This is a genomic window from Acinetobacter sp. T63 (genome assembly GCF_053852345.1).
The window spans coordinates 2,073,936-2,091,690 of the sequence record NZ_CM132659.1 but is presented as its reverse complement, the minus strand read 5'-3'; the positions used below and the strand labels follow the sequence as shown (position 1 = coordinate 2,091,690).

Sequence of the window (17,755 nt, the reverse complement as noted above, 5' to 3'; positions counted from 1 at the left end):
AATTAGGCCTCTCCCTGTAAGTGCTGTAATTGTTGCTGAAGCTGCGCCAGTTGCGCGCGCTTGTTGGCATCTTCACGCACACTCAGCTGTTTTTCTAATTTTTTGATCTGGGTTCTGAGCTTGGCCAGCTCGATGGTGGTTTTGGCATCGTGGGTGACAGCCGGATGATCGGCTTTTTCAACCATCTGGATTTCCGGTACGGCATCGGTCTGCTGCGAGAACTGGGCGAACAGCGCGGTATCAATCTCAGCACGCACCACGGGCCCTTTACGGTGCAGGCGGCGCAGCTCTTCACGCTGAATGTGCGCATAATAGCGCTGGCGTAAATCCTTCTGCTCGCTCATCCGTTCCGCGTCTGTGGGTACGGGTTTGACATCTTCAACCAGATCAATACAGTCCACCGGGCAGGGTGGAATACACAGTTCACAGCCGGTACACAGGTCGGTCAGAATGCTGTGCATCAGTTTACCGGAACCTAAAATGGCATCGACCGGGCAGGCATTAATACATTTGGTACAGCCAATACATTCATCTTCACGAATCACCGCTTTCATACGCTGCGGACGGCCATCGGACTGAATGGGCCAGACACTGGCTTCGGCGGTTAAGCGTTCTCTGCCCAGCAGTTTGGCCAGCGCATCGGCAACCGGTTGACCGCCCGGTACACATTTATTGGCGGCTTCACCTTCGGCAATCGACTTTGCATAGGGTAAACATCCATCCCGATGTCCACATAAACCGCATTGGGTTTGAGGAAGCAGGGCATCAATATTCTGGATGAGAGCAATTTGCGAATTCATGTAAAAACCACGGCTGCGAAGGGCGCAGAGAAAGCGAACAATAAACCTGAGCCGCAGATTCTAGCATGTTTTCAAGCATTAAGCTTGTGTACAAAGTTGGACCATAATCTGCTTTATTTTTGGGCAAAATGGTCAATTTTAAATACATATTTGCTTACAAAAAATGGAATAATTTTTCAATTTTGATCAATCTAATTTATTGAAAATATGGATTAAATAAAGTTTTTTGAAAAAAACTATTGTAGATTGTTAACAAAAGATATTTAATATTTTGCGCCAAAATAAATCATTGATTGAAATTTTGCCCAATTTTGATCCAACATTCTGCTGAGGATTAAGCGTTGAAATATAACAGCCTTAACGATTTCCTAGATTACGTTAAAATACGTGATGCCTATCAACCAGAGTTTCTACAAGCAGTAGAAGAGGTGATGACCAGCCTGTGGCCATTCATTGAAAAGAATCCTCAATACGCTGCACATGGTCTGTTAGAGCGTTTAGTCGAGCCAGAACGTGCGATCCAGTTCCGCGTTTCCTGGGTAGATGATCAGGGTCAAACTCATGTGAACCGTGCGTTCCGTGTTCAATACAACTCGGCAATTGGTCCATTCAAAGGTGGTATGCGTTTTCACCCGTCAGTGAACTTGTCTATCCTGAAATTCTTAGGTTTTGAACAGACTTTCAAAAATGCCTTAACTACTTTGCCAATGGGCGGCGGTAAAGGCGGTTCAGACTTTGACCCTAAAGGTAAATCTGAAGGCGAAATCATGCGTTTCTGCCAGGCGTTAATGATCGAGCTTTATCGTCATTTAGGTTCAGACACAGATATCCCGGCGGGTGATATTGGTGTAGGTGGCCGTGAAGTTGGCTATATGGCCGGTATGATGAAAAAGCTGAGCAATGACACTTCATGTGTGTTCACGGGCAAAGGCTTAACATTTGGTGGTTCTTTGGCACGTCCAGAAGCAACAGGTTACGGTACAGTTTATTTCGCTGAGGAAATGCTGAAAACTCGTGGCGACAGCTTCAAAGACAAAGTCGTAGCAATCTCTGGTTCAGGTAACGTCGCGCAATACGCTGCTGAAAAAGCCATGTTCCTGGGCGCGAAAGTGGTTTCACTGTCTGACTCTAACGGTACTGTGTATGTGAAAGATGGTTTCACAGACGAATTGCTGAAAGAAGTGATGGATCTGAAAAACATCAAACGTGGCCGTATCTCTGAATTTGCGTCTAAACATGGTTTTGAATACTTGGAAGGCAAACGTCCTTGGGGTATCAAGTGTGACATCGCGCTGCCATGTGCAACTCAAAACGAGTTAAACAGTGAAGATGCTGAGGTATTACTGGCTAACGGTGCAATCTGTGTGGCTGAAGGTGCCAACATGCCGTCTACTTTAGACGCAGTTGAGAAATTCGTTGAGGCGAAAATTCTGTATGCACCAGGTAAAGCATCAAATGCTGGTGGTGTAGCGACTTCTGGTCTGGAAATGTCTCAAAACGCATTACGTTTGGGCTGGACGTTTGAAGAAGTAGATGAGCGTTTACACGCAATCATGAAAGAAATTCACCGTAACTGCGTGAAATACGGTACTCAGGAAGATGGTACTGTTAACTACGTAGACGGCGCAAACATTGCAGGCTTCGTAAAAGTTGCTGATGCAATGCTGGCTCAAGGCGTATACTAAGTTTTAACTGCGTATAAGCTGAAAAAACCGAGGCACTGACCTCGGTTTTTTTTATGGGTTATTTTTTAAGATCTGCTGTTAATTGATCCGGCCAGTTTCAACCGTCATATCGTGTACATAGGCATATTTGGATTGATCAGCCGCCGGGTTTTTCAGTTCATAACGCTTGACCCGAATAATCTGGCGTTCATTCGGATTGTGCTGAAAGCCTTCAATTTGGTCATAGAATAAAGTCCAGTCCTGATCAACTTGGGTTTTCAGACCCTGTTCATTGTATTTGACTTCGCGTACCTGCAAGCAGGTTTGTGGAGCAACGCCGGTACAGGCTTTGGTTTCCGGGGAAATTTCCAGGAAGATGGTTTCACCGGCCGACTGGTATTTGGTTTCCGGCGTCATTTTGCCCTGAAAAGTATGTTGCTGGCCATCTGCAGCGGTCAAGATTAAGCTCGGTTGTTGCGTATTTTTCATGTCCAGCTGCACGCTGACAGGTTTTTGGAACAGGGCAGCAGCAAAACGTTCCTGCTGCATGGCGCTGGCTTCACAGGCCATTTCGGTACTGATTAACATACCCACCTGTAACTGGTTGTTGTTAATCTGCCAGTTACCACCCATCTGGTTACAGCTGGTGCCAATACTTAAACGGCCATTGTCATTAAAATTCAGGGTCAGGGGTTTGGCTGCACCGGTATCTAAAGACCATTGGTAAGCGCTGACAATCTTATCGGTATTTTGTTGTTGTAATACAGACACTGCAAGATCTCCCGCACGTTGCAGATCACTACTCTGGCAAGCGGCCAAGCTTAAAGGGAAAAGTAAAATGGCTAAATATTTGAGTTTCATTTTATAAATAAAGCACTTATCGGAAATTCATCAGAATATAACCGATTTGCTATTTAAAAAAATGGATACATTTGCCCTTTTCCGGTTGCAAAATGTATCCATAAATAATAAAAAGTTATGTTTGGTCGCGCTAGATTTTAGTCAAAACGGTAAATATCCATACCCAGTGCACCCATGGTAAAACTGCTATGCACAATACTAAAACGATGACCGGTGCCCATGCTAAAAAACAGGGGTGCCAGATGTTCGATAGTGGGATGGTTGCGATTGACATACGGAATGGTCGGCCAGTCCAGTACCGCATCATAGTCCTGATGTGCCAGTTTGCTGACCACATAATTACGGAAGGTCGAAGCCCATTCCGGCACCGCGCTGTGCTGGTTGTCCCAAGATAGCTCTCTTAAATTGTGGGTAATACTACCTGAACCAATCAGCAGAATTTGGCGTTCACGTAACACCGCCAAGGTCTGGCCAATCTTGTACAGATCTGCAGCTTGCAGATGCATCGGCAACGACACTTCAATTACCGGAATATCGGCTTCAGGATACATATGCAGCAAAGGCATCCATACCCCATGATCGCGCGGGCGGGTGCTGTTGGCATGCGCATTAAAACCGGCATTGGCCAGTAGCTGTAATACTTCTTCGGCCAGCTCAGGTTGTCCCGGTGCCGGATAGCGAATCTGGTACAGCTCTTCCGGGAAGCCTCGGAAATCATGCCAGGTTTCTGGACGAATACCGGTGTTGACTTCAAGACTGCGACTTTCCCAATGCGCCGACATCACCACAATCGCCTGCGGTTTGGGCAGGTTGGTGCTTAAACGGGCAAGCGCCGGCCCGACCTGTTCAGGATTGAGCGCGAGCATAGGCGAACCATGCGATATAAATAAGCCGGGAAGGGTCTGTAAATTCATAATGAAAGCCTATGTCACGATTCTGATCCTATCATGTCAAAGCGACATGCTTTATTAAACCGGGTCGGGTTCAACAGAATGTTCTAAATACGAAACAATGGGTAGGGTTTTCTTAACCCGCCCGATGATAAGGATGATTATGGTTAATGCTCATGGCCCGGTACAGCTGTTCAATCAGCATCACTCGCACCAGTGGATGCGGAAGGGTCAGTTTAGATAAAGACCAGTGCCATGCTGCAGCTTTACGCACTGCTTCCGAATGACCATCCGGGCCGCCAATGGCCAGGGCAATATCATTGCCTTCCAGCATCCAGCCTTTCATGGTTTCAGCCAGTTTTTCGGTGCTGAATTCACGCCCACCCACTTCCAGTGCAATCAGGGTTTCATTGGCTTTCAGAGCATTTAAGATGCTATCACCTTCAATCTGCCGGTATTTTAAAATATCGGCTTCTGAATCATTTTTGCCACGTTTGGCCATCGGCAATTCAATAATCTGGGTTTGTACAAAAGGCTGTATACGTTTGAAATAATCTTCAAAACCAGTCAGTACCCAAGCCGGCATTTTTTGACCAATGGTCAGAATACGAATTTTCATAATAAAACAGGCAAGAAAATGAAAAGTAATTATAACCTTGAAAGCCGCTTGTGCAGGAGAAAAGACACAATTTGAAATTGTAATCTGTATGCTGCTGTTGGTTTAATGAGCCACAGGACAATAAAACCTGCTTTTGTATGGAACAATAATAAATGTGGTTATTTCAACAGATTAAAAACGGTTTAGGGATATTGGGTTGTACTTTGCTGCTGGGCTGGATGCAGCCGCTATCCGCCGCCATTTCATTATATGAACCGGCTGATCCGCAAAATTTGAAAGTCTATTTGCAGCAGATTATCGGGCCGCCGGGCGTGTACCGTAATCATAAAAATATTGAAGAATTGAACCGGGTTTCGGCCTGGATTAAAGAGCAGATGCGTTTATTCGGCATTCCATGCCAGTACCAGACTTATCCGGTGAATGGAAAAAGTTATCGCAATGTGGTCTGTCATTTAAAGGTTGGCCGTTCAGATCGGGTGATTTTAGGTGCGCATTATGATGTGCATGGCAACCAGAAGGGCGCTGATGACAATGCTTCCGGTGTGGCCGGATTAATTGAAATAGCGCGTATTTTAAGCCAGGAAAAAACCAAGCTGCCGCATAATGTCGAGTTTGTTTTTTATACCCTGCAAGAAGCACCGTATTATCAGACCGAGTTTATGGGCAGTCAGGTACATGCCAAATCTATTCTGGCCGAAAAAGAGCATATTCAGGCAGTCTATGTGCTGGAAATGATTGGCTACTATGATTCGCGTTTAATCCAGCAGTATCCGATGGGGTTAAAATGGATTTATCCAAGTCATGGCAATTATATTGCCGCGATCAGTAATTTTCAGTCCAATGCGCTGGGTGAGCAATACTGTCAACAGATGCGCCTGTTAGATAAATTGCAGTGTGAACGGCTGGTGATGCCGGCGTTTGTCAGTGCAGCCGGTTTCTCGGATCATCGCAGTTATTGGCAGCATGATATTCCGGCGCTACTGATTACCGATACTTCGCATTATCGTAATCCGAATTATCATACCGAAAAGGATACGCTGGATACTTTAAATGTCACCAAAATGGGCCAGGTGATTGATGGGCTGATTCATCAACTGCTCGGGGCAACGCCATAAGCGGCCATAAAAAACGCAGCCCTGAAATAGAGTAGGACTGCGGTCAAACAGGCCATTCATCTGGAGTTTGAATGGCCATACGATGAGCAGGAATAAAGAAAGAAACTTACAGCAATATGCTCTGTATTATTATAGATGGAGATGAACGGAAATTTTTCAAGTGGAACATTTCATCACCCGAAAACAACAAAAGAGAGCCGAAGCTCTCTTTTGTGGAGAAGATATGAAGGCACCACTTAGTGACGTGCAGCCTTACCCTCTTCTACCGGTTTTACAATCGGTGCTTTCACCAGTGGTTTTGGCATTGAGGTTAATGCCAGCGGTAAAATCTCATCAATGGATTTCACTGCTTTAATTTCCAGACCGTCTTTGACGTTATCCGGAATTTCCGCCAGGTCACGGACGTTTTCCTGTGGAATAAACACCAGTTTAATACCACCACGGTGTGCGGCTAACAGTTTCTCTTTCAAGCCACCAATGCGCATAGCACGACCACGCAAGCTGGTTTCACCGGTCATGGCAATATCCGGACGGATTGGAATACCGGTAAAGGCTGATACCAGCGCGGTAGTTAGCGCCAGACCTGCCGATGGACCATCTTTTGGTGTAGCACCTTCAGGTAAATGCACGTGTACATCGGTTTCAGCAAAGACTGAAGACTCAATGCCTAAAGAGTCGGCACGGGTACGCACCACAGTCATGGCTGCTTTAATCGACTCCTGCATGACATCACCGAGTGAACCGGTGGTAATGAAAGTGCCTTTGCCTTTCATGGTCGCCACTTCAATGGTCAGTAATTCACCGCCCACAGAGGTCCAGGCCAAACCATTTACGCGACCCACTTCTGCTTCTTCTTCCGCCATGCCGAAGTCGAATTTGTGTGGACCCAAGTAGTCTGGCAAGTTGCCCGCGTTGACCTCAACCTGCAGGTTTTTGGCTTTTTTGCTGACCGCTTCTTTGACCACTTTACGTGCAATTTTAGAGACTTCACGTTCCAGGCTACGCACACCGGCTTCACGGGTATAACGACGTACAATGTCACGAATCGCTTCTTCATGTACGGTTAGTTCTTTGCCACGTAAACCGTTATTCTTGATGGCTTTTGGCACCAGGTAACGATCGGCGATATTCACTTTTTCTTCTTCGGTATAACCCGGAAGACGAATCACTTCCATACGATCCAGAAGTGCTTCAGGAATATTCATGCTGTTGGCGGTACAGATAAACATCACTTCAGACAGGTCCAGGTCCAGATCTAGATAGTGATCATTGAACTTGTTGTTCTGTGATGGATCGAGTACTTCCAGCATCGCCGAGGCAGGATCGCCACGGTAATCTTGCGCCATCTTGTCAATTTCGTCGAGCAGGAACAGCGGGTTCTTGACGCCAACTTTGGTTAAAGACTGCACAATTTTACCCGGCATTGCACCAATATAGGTACGACGGTGACCACGGATTTCCGCTTCATCACGGACCCCGCCTAGCGCCATGCGCACAAATTCACGGCCAGTGGCTTTAGCAATTGATTCACCTAAAGAGGTTTTACCAACACCCGGAGGACCCACCAGACACAGAATCGGGCCACGCAGTTTTTTCACGCGTGATTGAACTGCCAGATATTCCACAATACGTTCTTTGACTTCGTCCAGACCATAGTGATCGGCATCCAGAATTTCCTGCGCTTTATTCAGGTTGATGCTGACTTTGCTGGCCTTGTTCCACGGCGTATCCAGAATCACTTCAAGATAGTTGCGGACCACCGCCGCTTCACTCGACGCCGGTTGCATGGCTTTTAACTTGCGCAGTTCAGACTCGGCTTTTTTACGCACGTGTTCCGGTAAATCGGCTTCGGCCAAACGTTTTTCAATTTCCGCAACGTCATCTTCCGCACCGCCATTCATATCGGAAAGTTCGCGCTGAATGACTTTCATTTTTTCATTCAGGAAGTATTCGCGCTGGTTTTTTTCCATCTGGCGTTTGACAGAATCATGCAGGGTTTGCTCAATCTGCTGTTCTTCAGACTGTTGCAGCAAATAGGTCATGAGTTCCTGTAAATGTGCTTCAAACTCGTCGTGTTCCAGGAATTTCTGTTTCACTTCGATATTCAGTGGAACGCGGGTCGCCACAAAAAACAGCAATTGCAGCAGGTCATCAATTTTGTTGACCGCAGCAATCAGTTCACGCGCATTACGTAATTTTGCTTCGGCATATTGTGCAAACAGGGCACGCAATTCGAGCACACGTGTGGCCTGAACCTCACTGTCTACCGCAACCGTCATTGGGCTTAACTGATGTTCTGCTTTTAGATGGTCCTCTTCTTCGATAATTTCGACCAGCTTCGAGCGATGTAGACCTTCAATCAGGACTTTGATGCAGTTCTCATCATTTTCGTGATTCACAACTTGCACAATCTTCGCGACAGTACCGTATTGATATAAATTGTCGTGATCAATTTCTTCTGTAAGCGAATCTTTTTGCGCAACTACAAATACTAGATTGTCACTGTTACGAGCCACATCAACTGCATTGATCGATTTTTCACGACCTACAAATAGCGCAATTTGCATGTGCGGATAAACCACCACGTCACGTAGCGCTAAAAGCGGTAATACACTTGGAACCTGAGGCTCTAAGGTTTGTTCATTCATAATAATTTCAGACATGGGCACTCCTAATGAGTGACAACGGTGTTGCCATGTTTTTTATAGTGATGGGTAATTTAAAAATTACAAGGGCCGAAGTCTATAAATTGTTGGAAATTTAGCTAAGTTGATGATTTTAATTCATTGTTAATGATTATAAATCGCAAACTTGCGCTGAAAAGAATACTGGAAATGTGGACTGATCAGGGCATCTAACGGCTGATCCCAGGCCTCACGCGCCAAAGGGACATCCACAATCTGGAAATCATGACACAGCCCGACCCGCAGCGGTGTGGTCGGGGCGCTGGCCAGCGTTTTATCATAATAGCCGCCGCCCATCCCAATCCGGGTTCCGTGCCGGTCACAGGCCAGTAAAGGCATCAAGAGCAGATCAAGTTCGGAGACATGCTGGCCACGACTGGCCATCGGTTCCTGCATACCCAAACGATGGTAGGCAAAGCGTTTATTACGATATTGACCTTTCTGGACACGCACCCAGACCAGCCGGTCATTCATATTACAGATCATTGGTAAATACACCTGTTTACCTTGGGCAAAACAGAGTTCAATGATTTTAGTGGTATGAATTTCACCAAAGGCATGTAAATACACGCCAATTTTCTGAGCCTGCCGATACGCCGGCCATGCACGTAACCGCTGCAATACCTGCTGCTCAGCCTGACGTTGCTGAAAGCGGTTTAACTGGCGGCGTTGTTTGCGCAGCTGTTTACGGAGCTGGATCAGGTCGTGGGTCACAGAGCAGGGCATAAAAACAAGTGGTGCCCGCAGTTTAATCCTTTCTGCACAACTTGCAAAGGGAGCAGGACCGTTACAGATTTTCACTAATAAGATGTATTGCAAAAACCGGAGCTTATTGATGCTCGATCTGCAAGATCAAATGGGCTTCCGTCGGATTTTACAGCAAGCGGATAGATTTCTAGGGCCTGTTGTCTTTATGCTGATGCAGTGTTGATACGTGAGTATGACAAGAACAAATTAAAAATGAACACATGGTTAGGAAAACAATAACATGGACTATAAAAATACCCTGCGTAAATATCTGCTGCCGGCCGTTTGTGCTGTCACGGCACTCAGCGCCAACGTTGCTCAGGCAGCCTCTACAGAAATGCCTGCACCGGCCAATTCCAAACAGGTTTTCTTTGTGGGCAATAACTGGGATGGAACGGTCACAGTGATTCGTCCTTCCGGTGATTTTGGCAAGATTGGGGTGGTGAATATGATTCCGGACCGCAAACAGCGGCTGCTGGAAATTCATTTAAATCCAATCAAGCTAATTGCCTATACCTACATTCAGCAAACCGCGGGCGAGGGCAATGACCAGCTGGTCGATGATATGTACTCCACTCCAGATGGCCAGTCAATTGTGGCCTCGCGGCCAAGCTTTGCCGATGTGGTGTCAATTAATATCAAAACCGGAAAAATTAACTGGCGCACACCGGTAGAAGGCTTCCGTGCGGATCATATGGCGGTATCACCAGATGGTCAGCGTGTGGCGGTGTCAGCTTCTTCTGGTAATGTGGTGCATGTCTTGGACATTCATACCGGTAAAGAGCTGGGCCGTTTTGCAACGGGCGATAAGCCCCATGAAAACATCTATTTTGCCAATGGCAGCAAAATTCTGAACTCGGCAATTGGCAATGTGGAAACCTCACTCGATGCACAGTGGCAGGATTTCACCAAGGGCAAACGCTATATTACCATCGCCGATGCCAATACCTATAAGGTGCTGAAAAAAATTGATTTGCGTCCGGCTTTAGATGCTTTTGGACGTAAAGACCTGTCGAACTCGGTACGTCCGATGGTGTTCAGTAAAGATGAAAGCAAGATCTATGCGCAGGTATCTTTCTTTAATGGTCTGGTCGAATATGATTTAAATCAGGACAAGATTACCCGCATCGCCCAGCTGCCGGGCAGTAGCACTATTCCTAAAGACCGGACCAAATGGGTCAATGACTCGCGCCATCATGGTTTATCCATTAGTGCCGATGGGGAAAAGCTCTGTGTAGCAGGCACCATGGATGACTATGCCACTATTGTGGACCGGCGCACCTTACAGGCCACTCAGCTCATTCCGGCCGGTAAACCGTATTGGGCTACGCGCAGTCCAGATGGCAGAAGCTGTGTAATTTCAGAAAGTGAAACTGATGTAGTGACCGTGATTGATTTTGCAACGGGCAATAAAGTGCTGAGTGTGCCAGTGGGGAACCATCCGCAACGGGTTCGTGTTGGTTATGTGCCAGCCGACTGGTCGACGCCTTAATGGTTGAGCTGTGAGGAGGAGTCAGACAGCAGCAGGAATGCGCTGGCTGATTCTGCCCGTTGATATGCCTATGAAAAAAATCAATCTTGGATTGTGGCTTGGAATTGGCCTGTTGGTGCTGTTAACCGGATTGATCTTGTGGTTTTTCCGGCCAGCATCGCAACAGGCTGTTGCTAAACCTAAGCCAGTTTCATCCTCTGTTACTGCTGTGAATCCAGCGGTAGATGTAAGTCAGGCAGAGCCGAATGTTTCTGAATCGGTAGTGGATACCCGTACAGAGCATTCACCTGAATTATTGGCACGCCGTGAGCAATTATATCGGCAATTTGCTGAAATCAGTACTGGCTTCGGGCAGGGGCAAAAGCCGGAGTTGCGTGCCGTTAGTCAATTGCTGGCAGAGCAGAAAGTGCTGGTGGCAGCAAGGGTTGTGCAAAAATCAGAAGCCATCAGTCTGCTGGATTTTTTACAGCAGGTCTTACCTGAAATGAGTCATGAAATTGAGCAGAATAAAAGGGAGATTGAAGGGATTAAATAGCAAGAAAAGTTAAATATTTATTAAGATGGTAATAGAGATAAGGTTAAGACTTTTCAAGCACATCACAACATCTCTCATCTTCCGCAATAGCAGCGCGGCTATTTGTTAGTACAACTAAAAATGGTCAAATTAAAACCTTAATTTTAGATGTCAAAATATAAAATTATGATAAAGTGATACATATCACGCTTTTTTGTCTGGTTTGGGGTTAGTGTTGCTGAAGCGTTTACTTTTATCACTAAGGCTAAATCTGCGTAAACTGATTCTGTACTCGACCATTTTAAGTGTGTCGGGCTTATTCGTGGTGAGCTTGTTTATTTTGAATTATGTGATTAAAGATCAGTTAATTCAAAACTCTCTATCAGTAAATGAAAAATATGCAGAAAAAATAGCGGTCAGCGCCAACCAGCACTTTAGTGATATGCTTAAAGAGCTGGAATATAGCGCCAAACAATTAGAACAGGATATTAATAATCCGGAATTAACCTATGCCGAAGTGAAGCGGCTCAAATATCAGTCAGATAATTTTAACAGCATTTTACTGATCGATCCTCAACAGCAGATGCTGGCCTATGCACCCAAAAGTTTAGCTTTAAGTTTTCAGAAAACCTATAGCACGCCCGGAATTATTGAGTCCTTACAGCAGAAAAAAACCTATATTTCATCGCCTTACTGGTCGGTAAAGGGCAATCTGGTCATTCTGATGTCACAGCCAATTTATCATCAGCAGCAGTATCTGGGCATGATTAGCGGGACCATTTATCTACAACAGAAAAATGTCATTAATGACATGCTCTCGACCCAATATGATTATAAAAACAGTCATCTGTATGTACTGGATCAGGATGACCGGATTATTTTCCATCCCGATGAAAATCGTATTGGCGAAAAAATTATCAATAATAGCGGACTGGCTTATATTCGACAGCATCAGAACGGTTCCATTCAGCTGACCAACAGTTTGGGTGTCGATAATCTTGCCGGTTTTGCCCATATTCCCAGTGTCAACTGGATCGTGATTTCACAGCAACCAACAGATGCCTTGCTGGCACAAGCGCATACTTTACTGTTCAAAGTATCGGTGGGCATTTTTATTTTCTATCTGTTTATCTTTTTGTTGGTCTGGTGGATTTCCAACTTTATTTCATCGCCTTTAAACCGCTTGGCCAAAATGGCCAGTATGCTGAATCAGCATGATATTCAGGATAAAATTAAAAAAGTCGATCCCTGGTATTTTGAGGTCTTAAAATTCAGAACCTCGTTATTACTTAGCTCGGAAAATTTTAGAAACCGGATTACGGAGCTGAAACAGCATGTCAATACCGACCCCTTGACCGGTTTATATAATCGCCGTGGTATGGAGGTGTTTTTAAAGGAGCTCGTCAATACCCAGACCGCATTTGCGGCCTTGGCCATTGATATTGATTTTTTTAAGAAAATTAATGATCAGTATGGGCATGATCAAGGTGACGTGGTACTAAAAACGCTCGCGCAAATAATGCAAACTAATTTTAGGGAACATGATATTTGCTGTCGTAGTGGTGGCGAAGAATTTTTGGTACTGATGACCACGGCAGATCCGCTTGTAGCACATAAAGCCGCTGAACGACTCAGACTAACCATGCAAGACAACCAGATTAACCAGATGGGACAAATCACGATTTCTATTGGCATCGCGTTCTGGCCAAAAGATGCCGTCGATGTGGCTGCAGTACTAAAAATTGCAGATAATAAACTTTATGAAGCAAAACATAGTGGGCGGAATTGCATCCGTTCTACAGTCAAGTCGTCTGCTTAAAAATTTTGCTGAACTGCAATCTTGTGAAGATGTTAATCAAATCGATCTTACTGATTTAATTCGGGATGGCGTTCTTTTAAGATGGGTTGTATCTACAAGAGGGCTTAACGGTTAGTTGGAAGCTTTAAAAGATTAGAGCGAGAGAATCATTACTTATAAAAAAGAGGAAATATAGAAATTCTGAGGACTGAATAGAGGATAAATCAGCTAAACCCTCCGACGGTGCCGCTGCATGTCGTTACCCTGAACCCGATGAGTTCAAAGCTGGTTGCATGAATTAAGCAATATTAGAATGTATTGAACAATAAAAATAAATCCATAACAAATTAATTTTCATAAATATTTTTGCTAATACGCTATCTAAATATAGAAAACGATTTTAAGCAATATTTTTACAGTATACACTGGGTATACATGGAATTTAAGCTGTATTTTTTGCATTGAGGTATACACTGGGTATACATTTTATAGAATAAAAAAAGGCCTATATGGCCTTTGATAAAATTGAGTATTAATTGGATTGGGAGGTATTCATATACCTATTTTTAACTAAAAACTCTATTACATCTCTTTTTGTGTAACCAACTTTTCTAGGCCCTACTTTAACAAAAGGAATTCCATTACCCTGGCATCGTTTAGCCTGAAGCCATGAGAGTGACATATCGCATACTAATGCGACTACTTCGGGTGAGAACACTGCATCCTCGGGAAGATTCCAAAATTGATGAATTGAGCTCAAACGTTGCTCTTCTGACATACGAGCAATACGATCTAATCTTTGTTTCATTAAATTTTTTATTTCCTATAACAGTTTTGCTATTTAGATATATCTGGAGAAATATCTTGTGATGGCTAAAACGTAACACATGATTTTTTTTTAAAACTCGTTTCGTTTAAAAATTCAAAAAAATGGTTATTAATAAAATTTATGAAATAAAAAAAATCACATCTATGCTTGCTGAATTAATCATTTAAGCCTGCTTGTTATGTACAAGATTTGGTACTTAAACCCCAAATGTCATGAGTTAAGTACCAAATTTGGTATCTTAAGCATCAACTTAAAAATGATTTTTATTTTTTCAAAAAGGGTTGGAGCACATCTAAAAGACTCTCACCATTTTTACGATGGATTATTTGTGCAGACATCCCCAATTTTTTTGGTCCATCCACATCAGCTAGTTGGGTATCGCCAATGAACAATACTTCATTGGGTTGGCACTTTAATTGATTTAAAAAATATCGATATATCGTTGGATCAGGTTTATTTGCACCGACCTTAAAGCTCCATGCATAAGCATCTAAAGGTGGAAGTAGGTGCTGTACTCGTTCACCATAAGGCGTTGCTGCATTGGAGCAGACTGCCAATTTGTAGCCTAGCTTTCTAAGCTCAAGCAACATTGGTATAGAATCATCAAAAGCACGCATATGCTTTAAGTCATGTTGAAGAGCATTATTCATTTCCTCCAATAAAGTAGAAGGAAGCTGATAACCGAAATAAGAAGCTAATGTTTCAAAGTTGCCATCTAGTGACATGATCATTGCCGCATCATTTGGTTGTGGTTTACGCCCTTGCTGTTTAAGCCACTTCATCATTTTTTTATAAGGAGATTGGCTGTTTTGAATTTCTATTAGTGTGCCAAAAACATCAAAAACGACTGCTTTATAAGGTTGGTTATTCATCATCATTATTATCTCATTAGAAATACAAACACATGCTTTTAAGCTGTTTCCCATCATTAGCTAAGTATGATTTGGGGAAATGAGAGCTATTGCGTTAATCTTAAATTTAAACCAATTTGTTCAGGGGTAAACCAACGCATTTTAAGGTGTCCGAGTTGGTCTTTGAGATAGGCCGCTTTGTGAACAATAAATTTCTTGTTTTCCAGCCATTCATCTAGGCGAGCATCGTCATAGTGAATATCCACTTTTAGCTGTAAAAGTTGGTGATATAAGCTGCGCTTTTCAGTAGACATCGCTTCTAGTGTCGCAGCTGATGCCATAGGTGCTAAGGGAGAAGGTAGACCTTGTGCATTATTTGACTGATCAGGTCTTCTACAAGGAATGGCATTCGTTACCTTTACAGTAGATGTCTGCTTGATCACGTTGTGCGATGATTGGGCAGAAATCGCTTGGATGTTTTCCTGAGTTACTGTCTCAGGCTCAACTGATTGAATAGAGCTTTTTAGCAGAGAGCTGAGCTTTCGATAGTTGATTGCATAGAAGTTGGTTTGAATCCATTTATTTTGAGATAGTTTTTTGACTACTAAAATACCGACTTTTTTTAGCTTGGAAACTATACGTTTGATTGTGGATGGACTGTATGTACCTAAGGTCTTAGCCCATTGCTCATAGCTGTGATTGTTAGCGGCAGTGATAAAAGTACTTCTGTTGCTGAATTACTTGAGCTTCACTACTTTGCAGGCAGTAATGAAGCTTTTGAAGGAAGATCGCTGATGGCACCCCATACGCTTGGGCAAGCGTAGGAGATGCAATAAGAGGGTAGTCGCCTTGGACTAGTAGTTTTGTTTTTTTAGTCATGAGAATACTCACTTAAGGCTTAGTAAGTGGTATTAGACGATTTGGGGTGCGGACGTTGCTGAGTTCGGCGTAGCCAATCTTCAGGATACTCCTGACTATAAGATTCATAATGCTGACCAGACCAATATTCTTGGTTGAGTTCATCATAAAATTGGTTTTGAGGGCATGCTAGATGCTGCTGTTCAGCTTGTAAGTCTTGCGGAATGTTATCTTCAGCTTGATCTAAAGTTTTGTAAATATCAAGTAAGGCTTGGCGCTGTATAGGCGATAGAATTTTTGCGCTTTCAACAAGAAGTTGTTTGGCAAGTTTTTTTGGCGTGCAAGGGATTGCACCATTGAATTTGTGATTCATAGTCGTATGTTCTTGGTCGGTTGTTAACATACCACCATTCTTTTTCCACAAAGAGTGGTGGCAGCATGACAGGGGTGGAAATACCGTTCCAAGAGTACGGCCAGCATAAAGCTGCCCTGTCAAGCCGCCATAACGACTGCTTAACAGTGGGCAAAAAAAATGCCGCCTGAGCGACTTTAATTTTGCACTCTTGGATAATATCAGGTTTCCACGCCTGAACACAGATTTTGCTGTGTTGAATTTAGGTTATCCCGCTATGCTAAATAGGTCAAGGCCTTGAAATAAAATTTTTTAAAAAAGATGGAAAGTAGAGTGATAGCTAACATGTGCTAAATATATTCAATTATTTTTATTGTTTATTTTATTTATAAAGAAGAACAGACCACTTTGACCCAATGGAGTAGTTCAAACTGCGCCAATCATTCAGCTCAATGTGATCTAGATTGAAATATGCACATATATTAGAGAAGAGTGAGCTAAATAAATCGACAAATCAGGTGAGTCGATTGAGAGAGATTGTAGCGAGTGCATTAGGAGATGATCCCTCGACAATTCGATCAGGAAGCAGTTTCTTTATTCATTGGATTTCTACTATCTGATTTGATTTCATCTAGCTTGTTTTCTAATGCTAGGAAAGGGGGTAAGTGGCGATATTTTTCGAATAAATTGGCTAGCTTTGGATCATGTTGAGCATTAAATTTATATATGTAAAAAACTTTGATCATGATGCTAAGTGCATCTGTTGAAGATGGGGATTCATCAGAAAAAAACTCCCTATAGAGTGATAAAAAAGCACCACCTAAAAAGAATTTTTCGTTATTTAGAGTTTTTCTAGCTTTGATTTTTTCTTGTTCATGAGTTTTATCTTCAGGGGATACCATATTTTTAGAAACACTATTTTTAATCATTTCACTATGATGACTACGATAGTTGTTAAGTTGTTTTTGTAGATTAAAATATTCATCACTTGTTAGGGTGTTAAAATTTTCATAGATATTTAAAATTTTATTTTCAATTGGTTTTAATTTTTCGCTTGGAATACTTTTTAAATATTTAATTATCTCATTATTTTTTCTTCTTTCCTTTAATTTATATTCACATTGGTTTATTAGCTTTATATTATTTAATTTAAATTCATCATATTTAGCTTTATCACGGGATAAAATTTCTAAATCAATATTATCTAGAAGAGAGATTAGTTTTGTTTCGCATTGATATTTGGGATCAAAGAATAGTTCCTGCTTATATATATAAAGTAAGCCATATAAATCATCTTTTGTAATCGTTTTTTTAGGTCTACCAGCCATGTTTTTGCTCCAGTTGTAAATGAATTTTTATTTATAACAGGAACCAAAATTACATGATTTGTTTCATATAAAATTTGAAAAAATTGCAGAACTGCTCTTTTAAAAAACGTTTAATAGGAAGCTGTCGCTTAAGAATTTTTTGGGCTGCGCACAAAAAATTCTTATCTCGTCTCCGTGTCTTTTTATGACCTCATTACTACGTAATTTTGTCAGTAAAAAGACACTTCATCTCGCCCTGTGGGACCAAAAGCCATTTAACTGTTTTTTTAAGATATTGAAATATATTGTTATTCTTAAGATTATGCTTTTTTGGAGGTGCGTTACACTATAAAAAAACAGGCGTTACACTATAA

At 42.8% G+C, this 17,755-nt stretch carries 16 protein-coding genes; 5 read left to right on the top strand and 11 right to left on the bottom strand.

What is annotated here, in order from left to right:
* Window positions 1–2: 2 nt before the first annotated feature.
* Complete coding sequence (locus tag ACVLR6_RS10035) at window positions 3–800, bottom strand: RnfABCDGE type electron transport complex subunit B (RefSeq protein WP_104470011.1); 798 nt, start codon at window positions 798–800, stop codon at window positions 3–5.
* 341 nt (window positions 801–1,141) lie between these two features.
* Here ACVLR6_RS10035 and gdhA point away from each other — a divergent pair, with 341 nt between their 5' ends.
* Window positions 1,142–2,485, top strand: a complete 1,344-nt coding sequence (gene gdhA / locus ACVLR6_RS10030; RefSeq protein WP_168399686.1) for an NADP-specific glutamate dehydrogenase — start codon at window positions 1,142–1,144, stop codon at window positions 2,483–2,485.
* Window positions 2,486–2,563: 78 nt separating this feature from the next.
* Here gdhA and ACVLR6_RS10025 read toward each other — a convergent pair whose 3' ends face one another.
* The 3 genes from ACVLR6_RS10025 to rlmH all read right to left on the bottom strand — a co-directional run bounded on the left by ACVLR6_RS10025 (window position 2,564) and on the right by rlmH (window position 4,834).
* Window positions 2,564–3,325: an META and DUF4377 domain-containing protein gene (locus ACVLR6_RS10025; RefSeq protein WP_016659258.1), complete on the bottom strand. Its 762-nt coding sequence runs from the start codon at window positions 3,323–3,325 to the stop codon at window positions 2,564–2,566.
* A gap of 137 nt (window positions 3,326–3,462) precedes the next feature.
* Complete coding sequence (locus ACVLR6_RS10020) at window positions 3,463–4,239, bottom strand: dioxygenase family protein (RefSeq protein WP_168395342.1); 777 nt, start codon at window positions 4,237–4,239, stop codon at window positions 3,463–3,465.
* 112 nt (window positions 4,240–4,351) lie between these two features.
* Window positions 4,352–4,834 (bottom strand): 23S rRNA (pseudouridine(1915)-N(3))-methyltransferase RlmH, encoded by a 483-nt coding sequence (gene rlmH / locus ACVLR6_RS10015; protein ID WP_005179274.1) that lies wholly within the window; start codon window positions 4,832–4,834, stop codon window positions 4,352–4,354.
* 152 nt (window positions 4,835–4,986) lie between these two features.
* Here rlmH and ACVLR6_RS10010 point away from each other — a divergent pair, with 152 nt between their 5' ends.
* Window positions 4,987–5,949 (top strand): M28 family peptidase, encoded by a 963-nt coding sequence (locus ACVLR6_RS10010; RefSeq protein ID WP_005179272.1) that lies wholly within the window; start codon window positions 4,987–4,989, stop codon window positions 5,947–5,949.
* A 236-nt stretch (window positions 5,950–6,185) separates the two neighbouring features.
* On the opposite strand, the gene lon is transcribed toward ACVLR6_RS10010, so the two are convergent.
* Together lon and ACVLR6_RS10000 are read right to left on the bottom strand one after the other, a co-directional pair.
* Window positions 6,186–8,612, bottom strand: coding sequence for an endopeptidase La (lon, locus tag ACVLR6_RS10005; protein WP_016659256.1), 2,427 nt, complete (start codon window positions 8,610–8,612; stop codon window positions 6,186–6,188).
* A gap of 126 nt (window positions 8,613–8,738) precedes the next feature.
* Window positions 8,739–9,347, bottom strand: a complete 609-nt coding sequence (locus ACVLR6_RS10000) for a 5-formyltetrahydrofolate cyclo-ligase (RefSeq protein WP_455996179.1) — start codon at window positions 9,345–9,347, stop codon at window positions 8,739–8,741.
* 274 nt (window positions 9,348–9,621) lie between these two features.
* On the opposite strand from ACVLR6_RS10000, the gene ACVLR6_RS09995 reads away from it, so the two are divergent.
* From ACVLR6_RS09995 to ACVLR6_RS09985, 3 genes are all read left to right on the top strand, one after another.
* Complete coding sequence (locus tag ACVLR6_RS09995; RefSeq protein ID WP_455995118.1) at window positions 9,622–10,872, top strand: YncE family protein; 1,251 nt, start codon at window positions 9,622–9,624, stop codon at window positions 10,870–10,872.
* Between the two features lie 37 nt (window positions 10,873–10,909).
* Window positions 10,910–11,407, top strand: coding sequence for a hypothetical protein (locus ACVLR6_RS09990; protein ID WP_455995117.1), 498 nt, complete (start codon window positions 10,910–10,912; stop codon window positions 11,405–11,407).
* 217 nt (window positions 11,408–11,624) lie between these two features.
* Window positions 11,625–13,205 (top strand): sensor domain-containing diguanylate cyclase, encoded by a 1,581-nt coding sequence (locus tag ACVLR6_RS09985; RefSeq protein ID WP_455996177.1) that lies wholly within the window; start codon window positions 11,625–11,627, stop codon window positions 13,203–13,205.
* A 511-nt stretch (window positions 13,206–13,716) separates the two neighbouring features.
* Here ACVLR6_RS09985 and ACVLR6_RS09980 read toward each other — a convergent pair.
* The 5 genes from ACVLR6_RS09980 to ACVLR6_RS09960 all read right to left on the bottom strand — a co-directional run bounded on the left by ACVLR6_RS09980 (window position 13,717) and on the right by ACVLR6_RS09960 (window position 17,402).
* Entirely contained in the window at window positions 13,717–13,992 is a 276-nt protein-coding gene (locus ACVLR6_RS09980; RefSeq protein ID WP_321121075.1) for a DNA-binding protein, read from the bottom strand.
* Window positions 13,993–14,276: 284 nt separating this feature from the next.
* The gene (locus ACVLR6_RS09975) at window positions 14,277–14,891 is read right to left on the bottom strand and encodes an HAD family hydrolase (protein WP_321121076.1); all 615 of its coding nucleotides are present in this window, start codon (window positions 14,889–14,891) and stop codon (window positions 14,277–14,279) included.
* 80 nt (window positions 14,892–14,971) lie between these two features.
* Window positions 14,972–15,307 (bottom strand): hypothetical protein, encoded by a 336-nt coding sequence (locus tag ACVLR6_RS09970; RefSeq protein WP_455995116.1) that lies wholly within the window; start codon window positions 15,305–15,307, stop codon window positions 14,972–14,974.
* A gap of 455 nt (window positions 15,308–15,762) precedes the next feature.
* The gene (locus tag ACVLR6_RS09965) at window positions 15,763–16,125 is read right to left on the bottom strand and encodes a hypothetical protein (protein ID WP_228761291.1); all 363 of its coding nucleotides are present in this window, start codon (window positions 16,123–16,125) and stop codon (window positions 15,763–15,765) included.
* 527 nt (window positions 16,126–16,652) lie between these two features.
* The gene (locus ACVLR6_RS09960) at window positions 16,653–17,402 is read right to left on the bottom strand and encodes a hypothetical protein (RefSeq protein ID WP_423562548.1); all 750 of its coding nucleotides are present in this window, start codon (window positions 17,400–17,402) and stop codon (window positions 16,653–16,655) included.
* Between the last annotated feature and the right edge of the window lie 353 nt (window positions 17,403–17,755).

Excerpts from the sequence above, each read along its gene's own strand:
- lon (WP_016659256.1), bottom strand. The coding sequence starts at position 8,612 with ATGTCTGAAATTATTATGAATGAACAAACCTTAGAGCCTCAGGTTCCA.
- rlmH (WP_005179274.1), bottom strand. The coding sequence starts at position 4,834 with ATGAAAATTCGTATTCTGACCATTGGTCAAAAAATGCCGGCTTGGGTA.
- ACVLR6_RS09995 (WP_455995118.1), top strand. The coding sequence starts at position 9,622 with ATGGACTATAAAAATACCCTGCGTAAATATCTGCTGCCGGCCGTTTGT.
- ACVLR6_RS09965 (WP_228761291.1), bottom strand. The coding sequence starts at position 16,125 with ATGTTAACAACCGACCAAGAACATACGACTATGAATCACAAATTCAAT.
- ACVLR6_RS09975 (WP_321121076.1), bottom strand. The coding sequence starts at position 14,891 with ATGATGATGAATAACCAACCTTATAAAGCAGTCGTTTTTGATGTTTTT.
- ACVLR6_RS10035 (WP_104470011.1), bottom strand. The coding sequence starts at position 800 with ATGAATTCGCAAATTGCTCTCATCCAGAATATTGATGCCCTGCTTCCT.
- ACVLR6_RS10010 (WP_005179272.1), top strand. The coding sequence starts at position 4,987 with ATGTGGTTATTTCAACAGATTAAAAACGGTTTAGGGATATTGGGTTGT.
- ACVLR6_RS09980 (WP_321121075.1), bottom strand. The coding sequence starts at position 13,992 with ATGAAACAAAGATTAGATCGTATTGCTCGTATGTCAGAAGAGCAACGT.
- ACVLR6_RS09990 (WP_455995117.1), top strand. The coding sequence starts at position 10,910 with ATGCGCTGGCTGATTCTGCCCGTTGATATGCCTATGAAAAAAATCAAT.
- ACVLR6_RS10020 (WP_168395342.1), bottom strand. The coding sequence starts at position 4,239 with ATGAATTTACAGACCCTTCCCGGCTTATTTATATCGCATGGTTCGCCT.
- ACVLR6_RS10025 (WP_016659258.1), bottom strand. The coding sequence starts at position 3,325 with ATGAAACTCAAATATTTAGCCATTTTACTTTTCCCTTTAAGCTTGGCC.
- ACVLR6_RS09960 (WP_423562548.1), bottom strand. The coding sequence starts at position 17,402 with ATGGCTGGTAGACCTAAAAAAACGATTACAAAAGATGATTTATATGGC.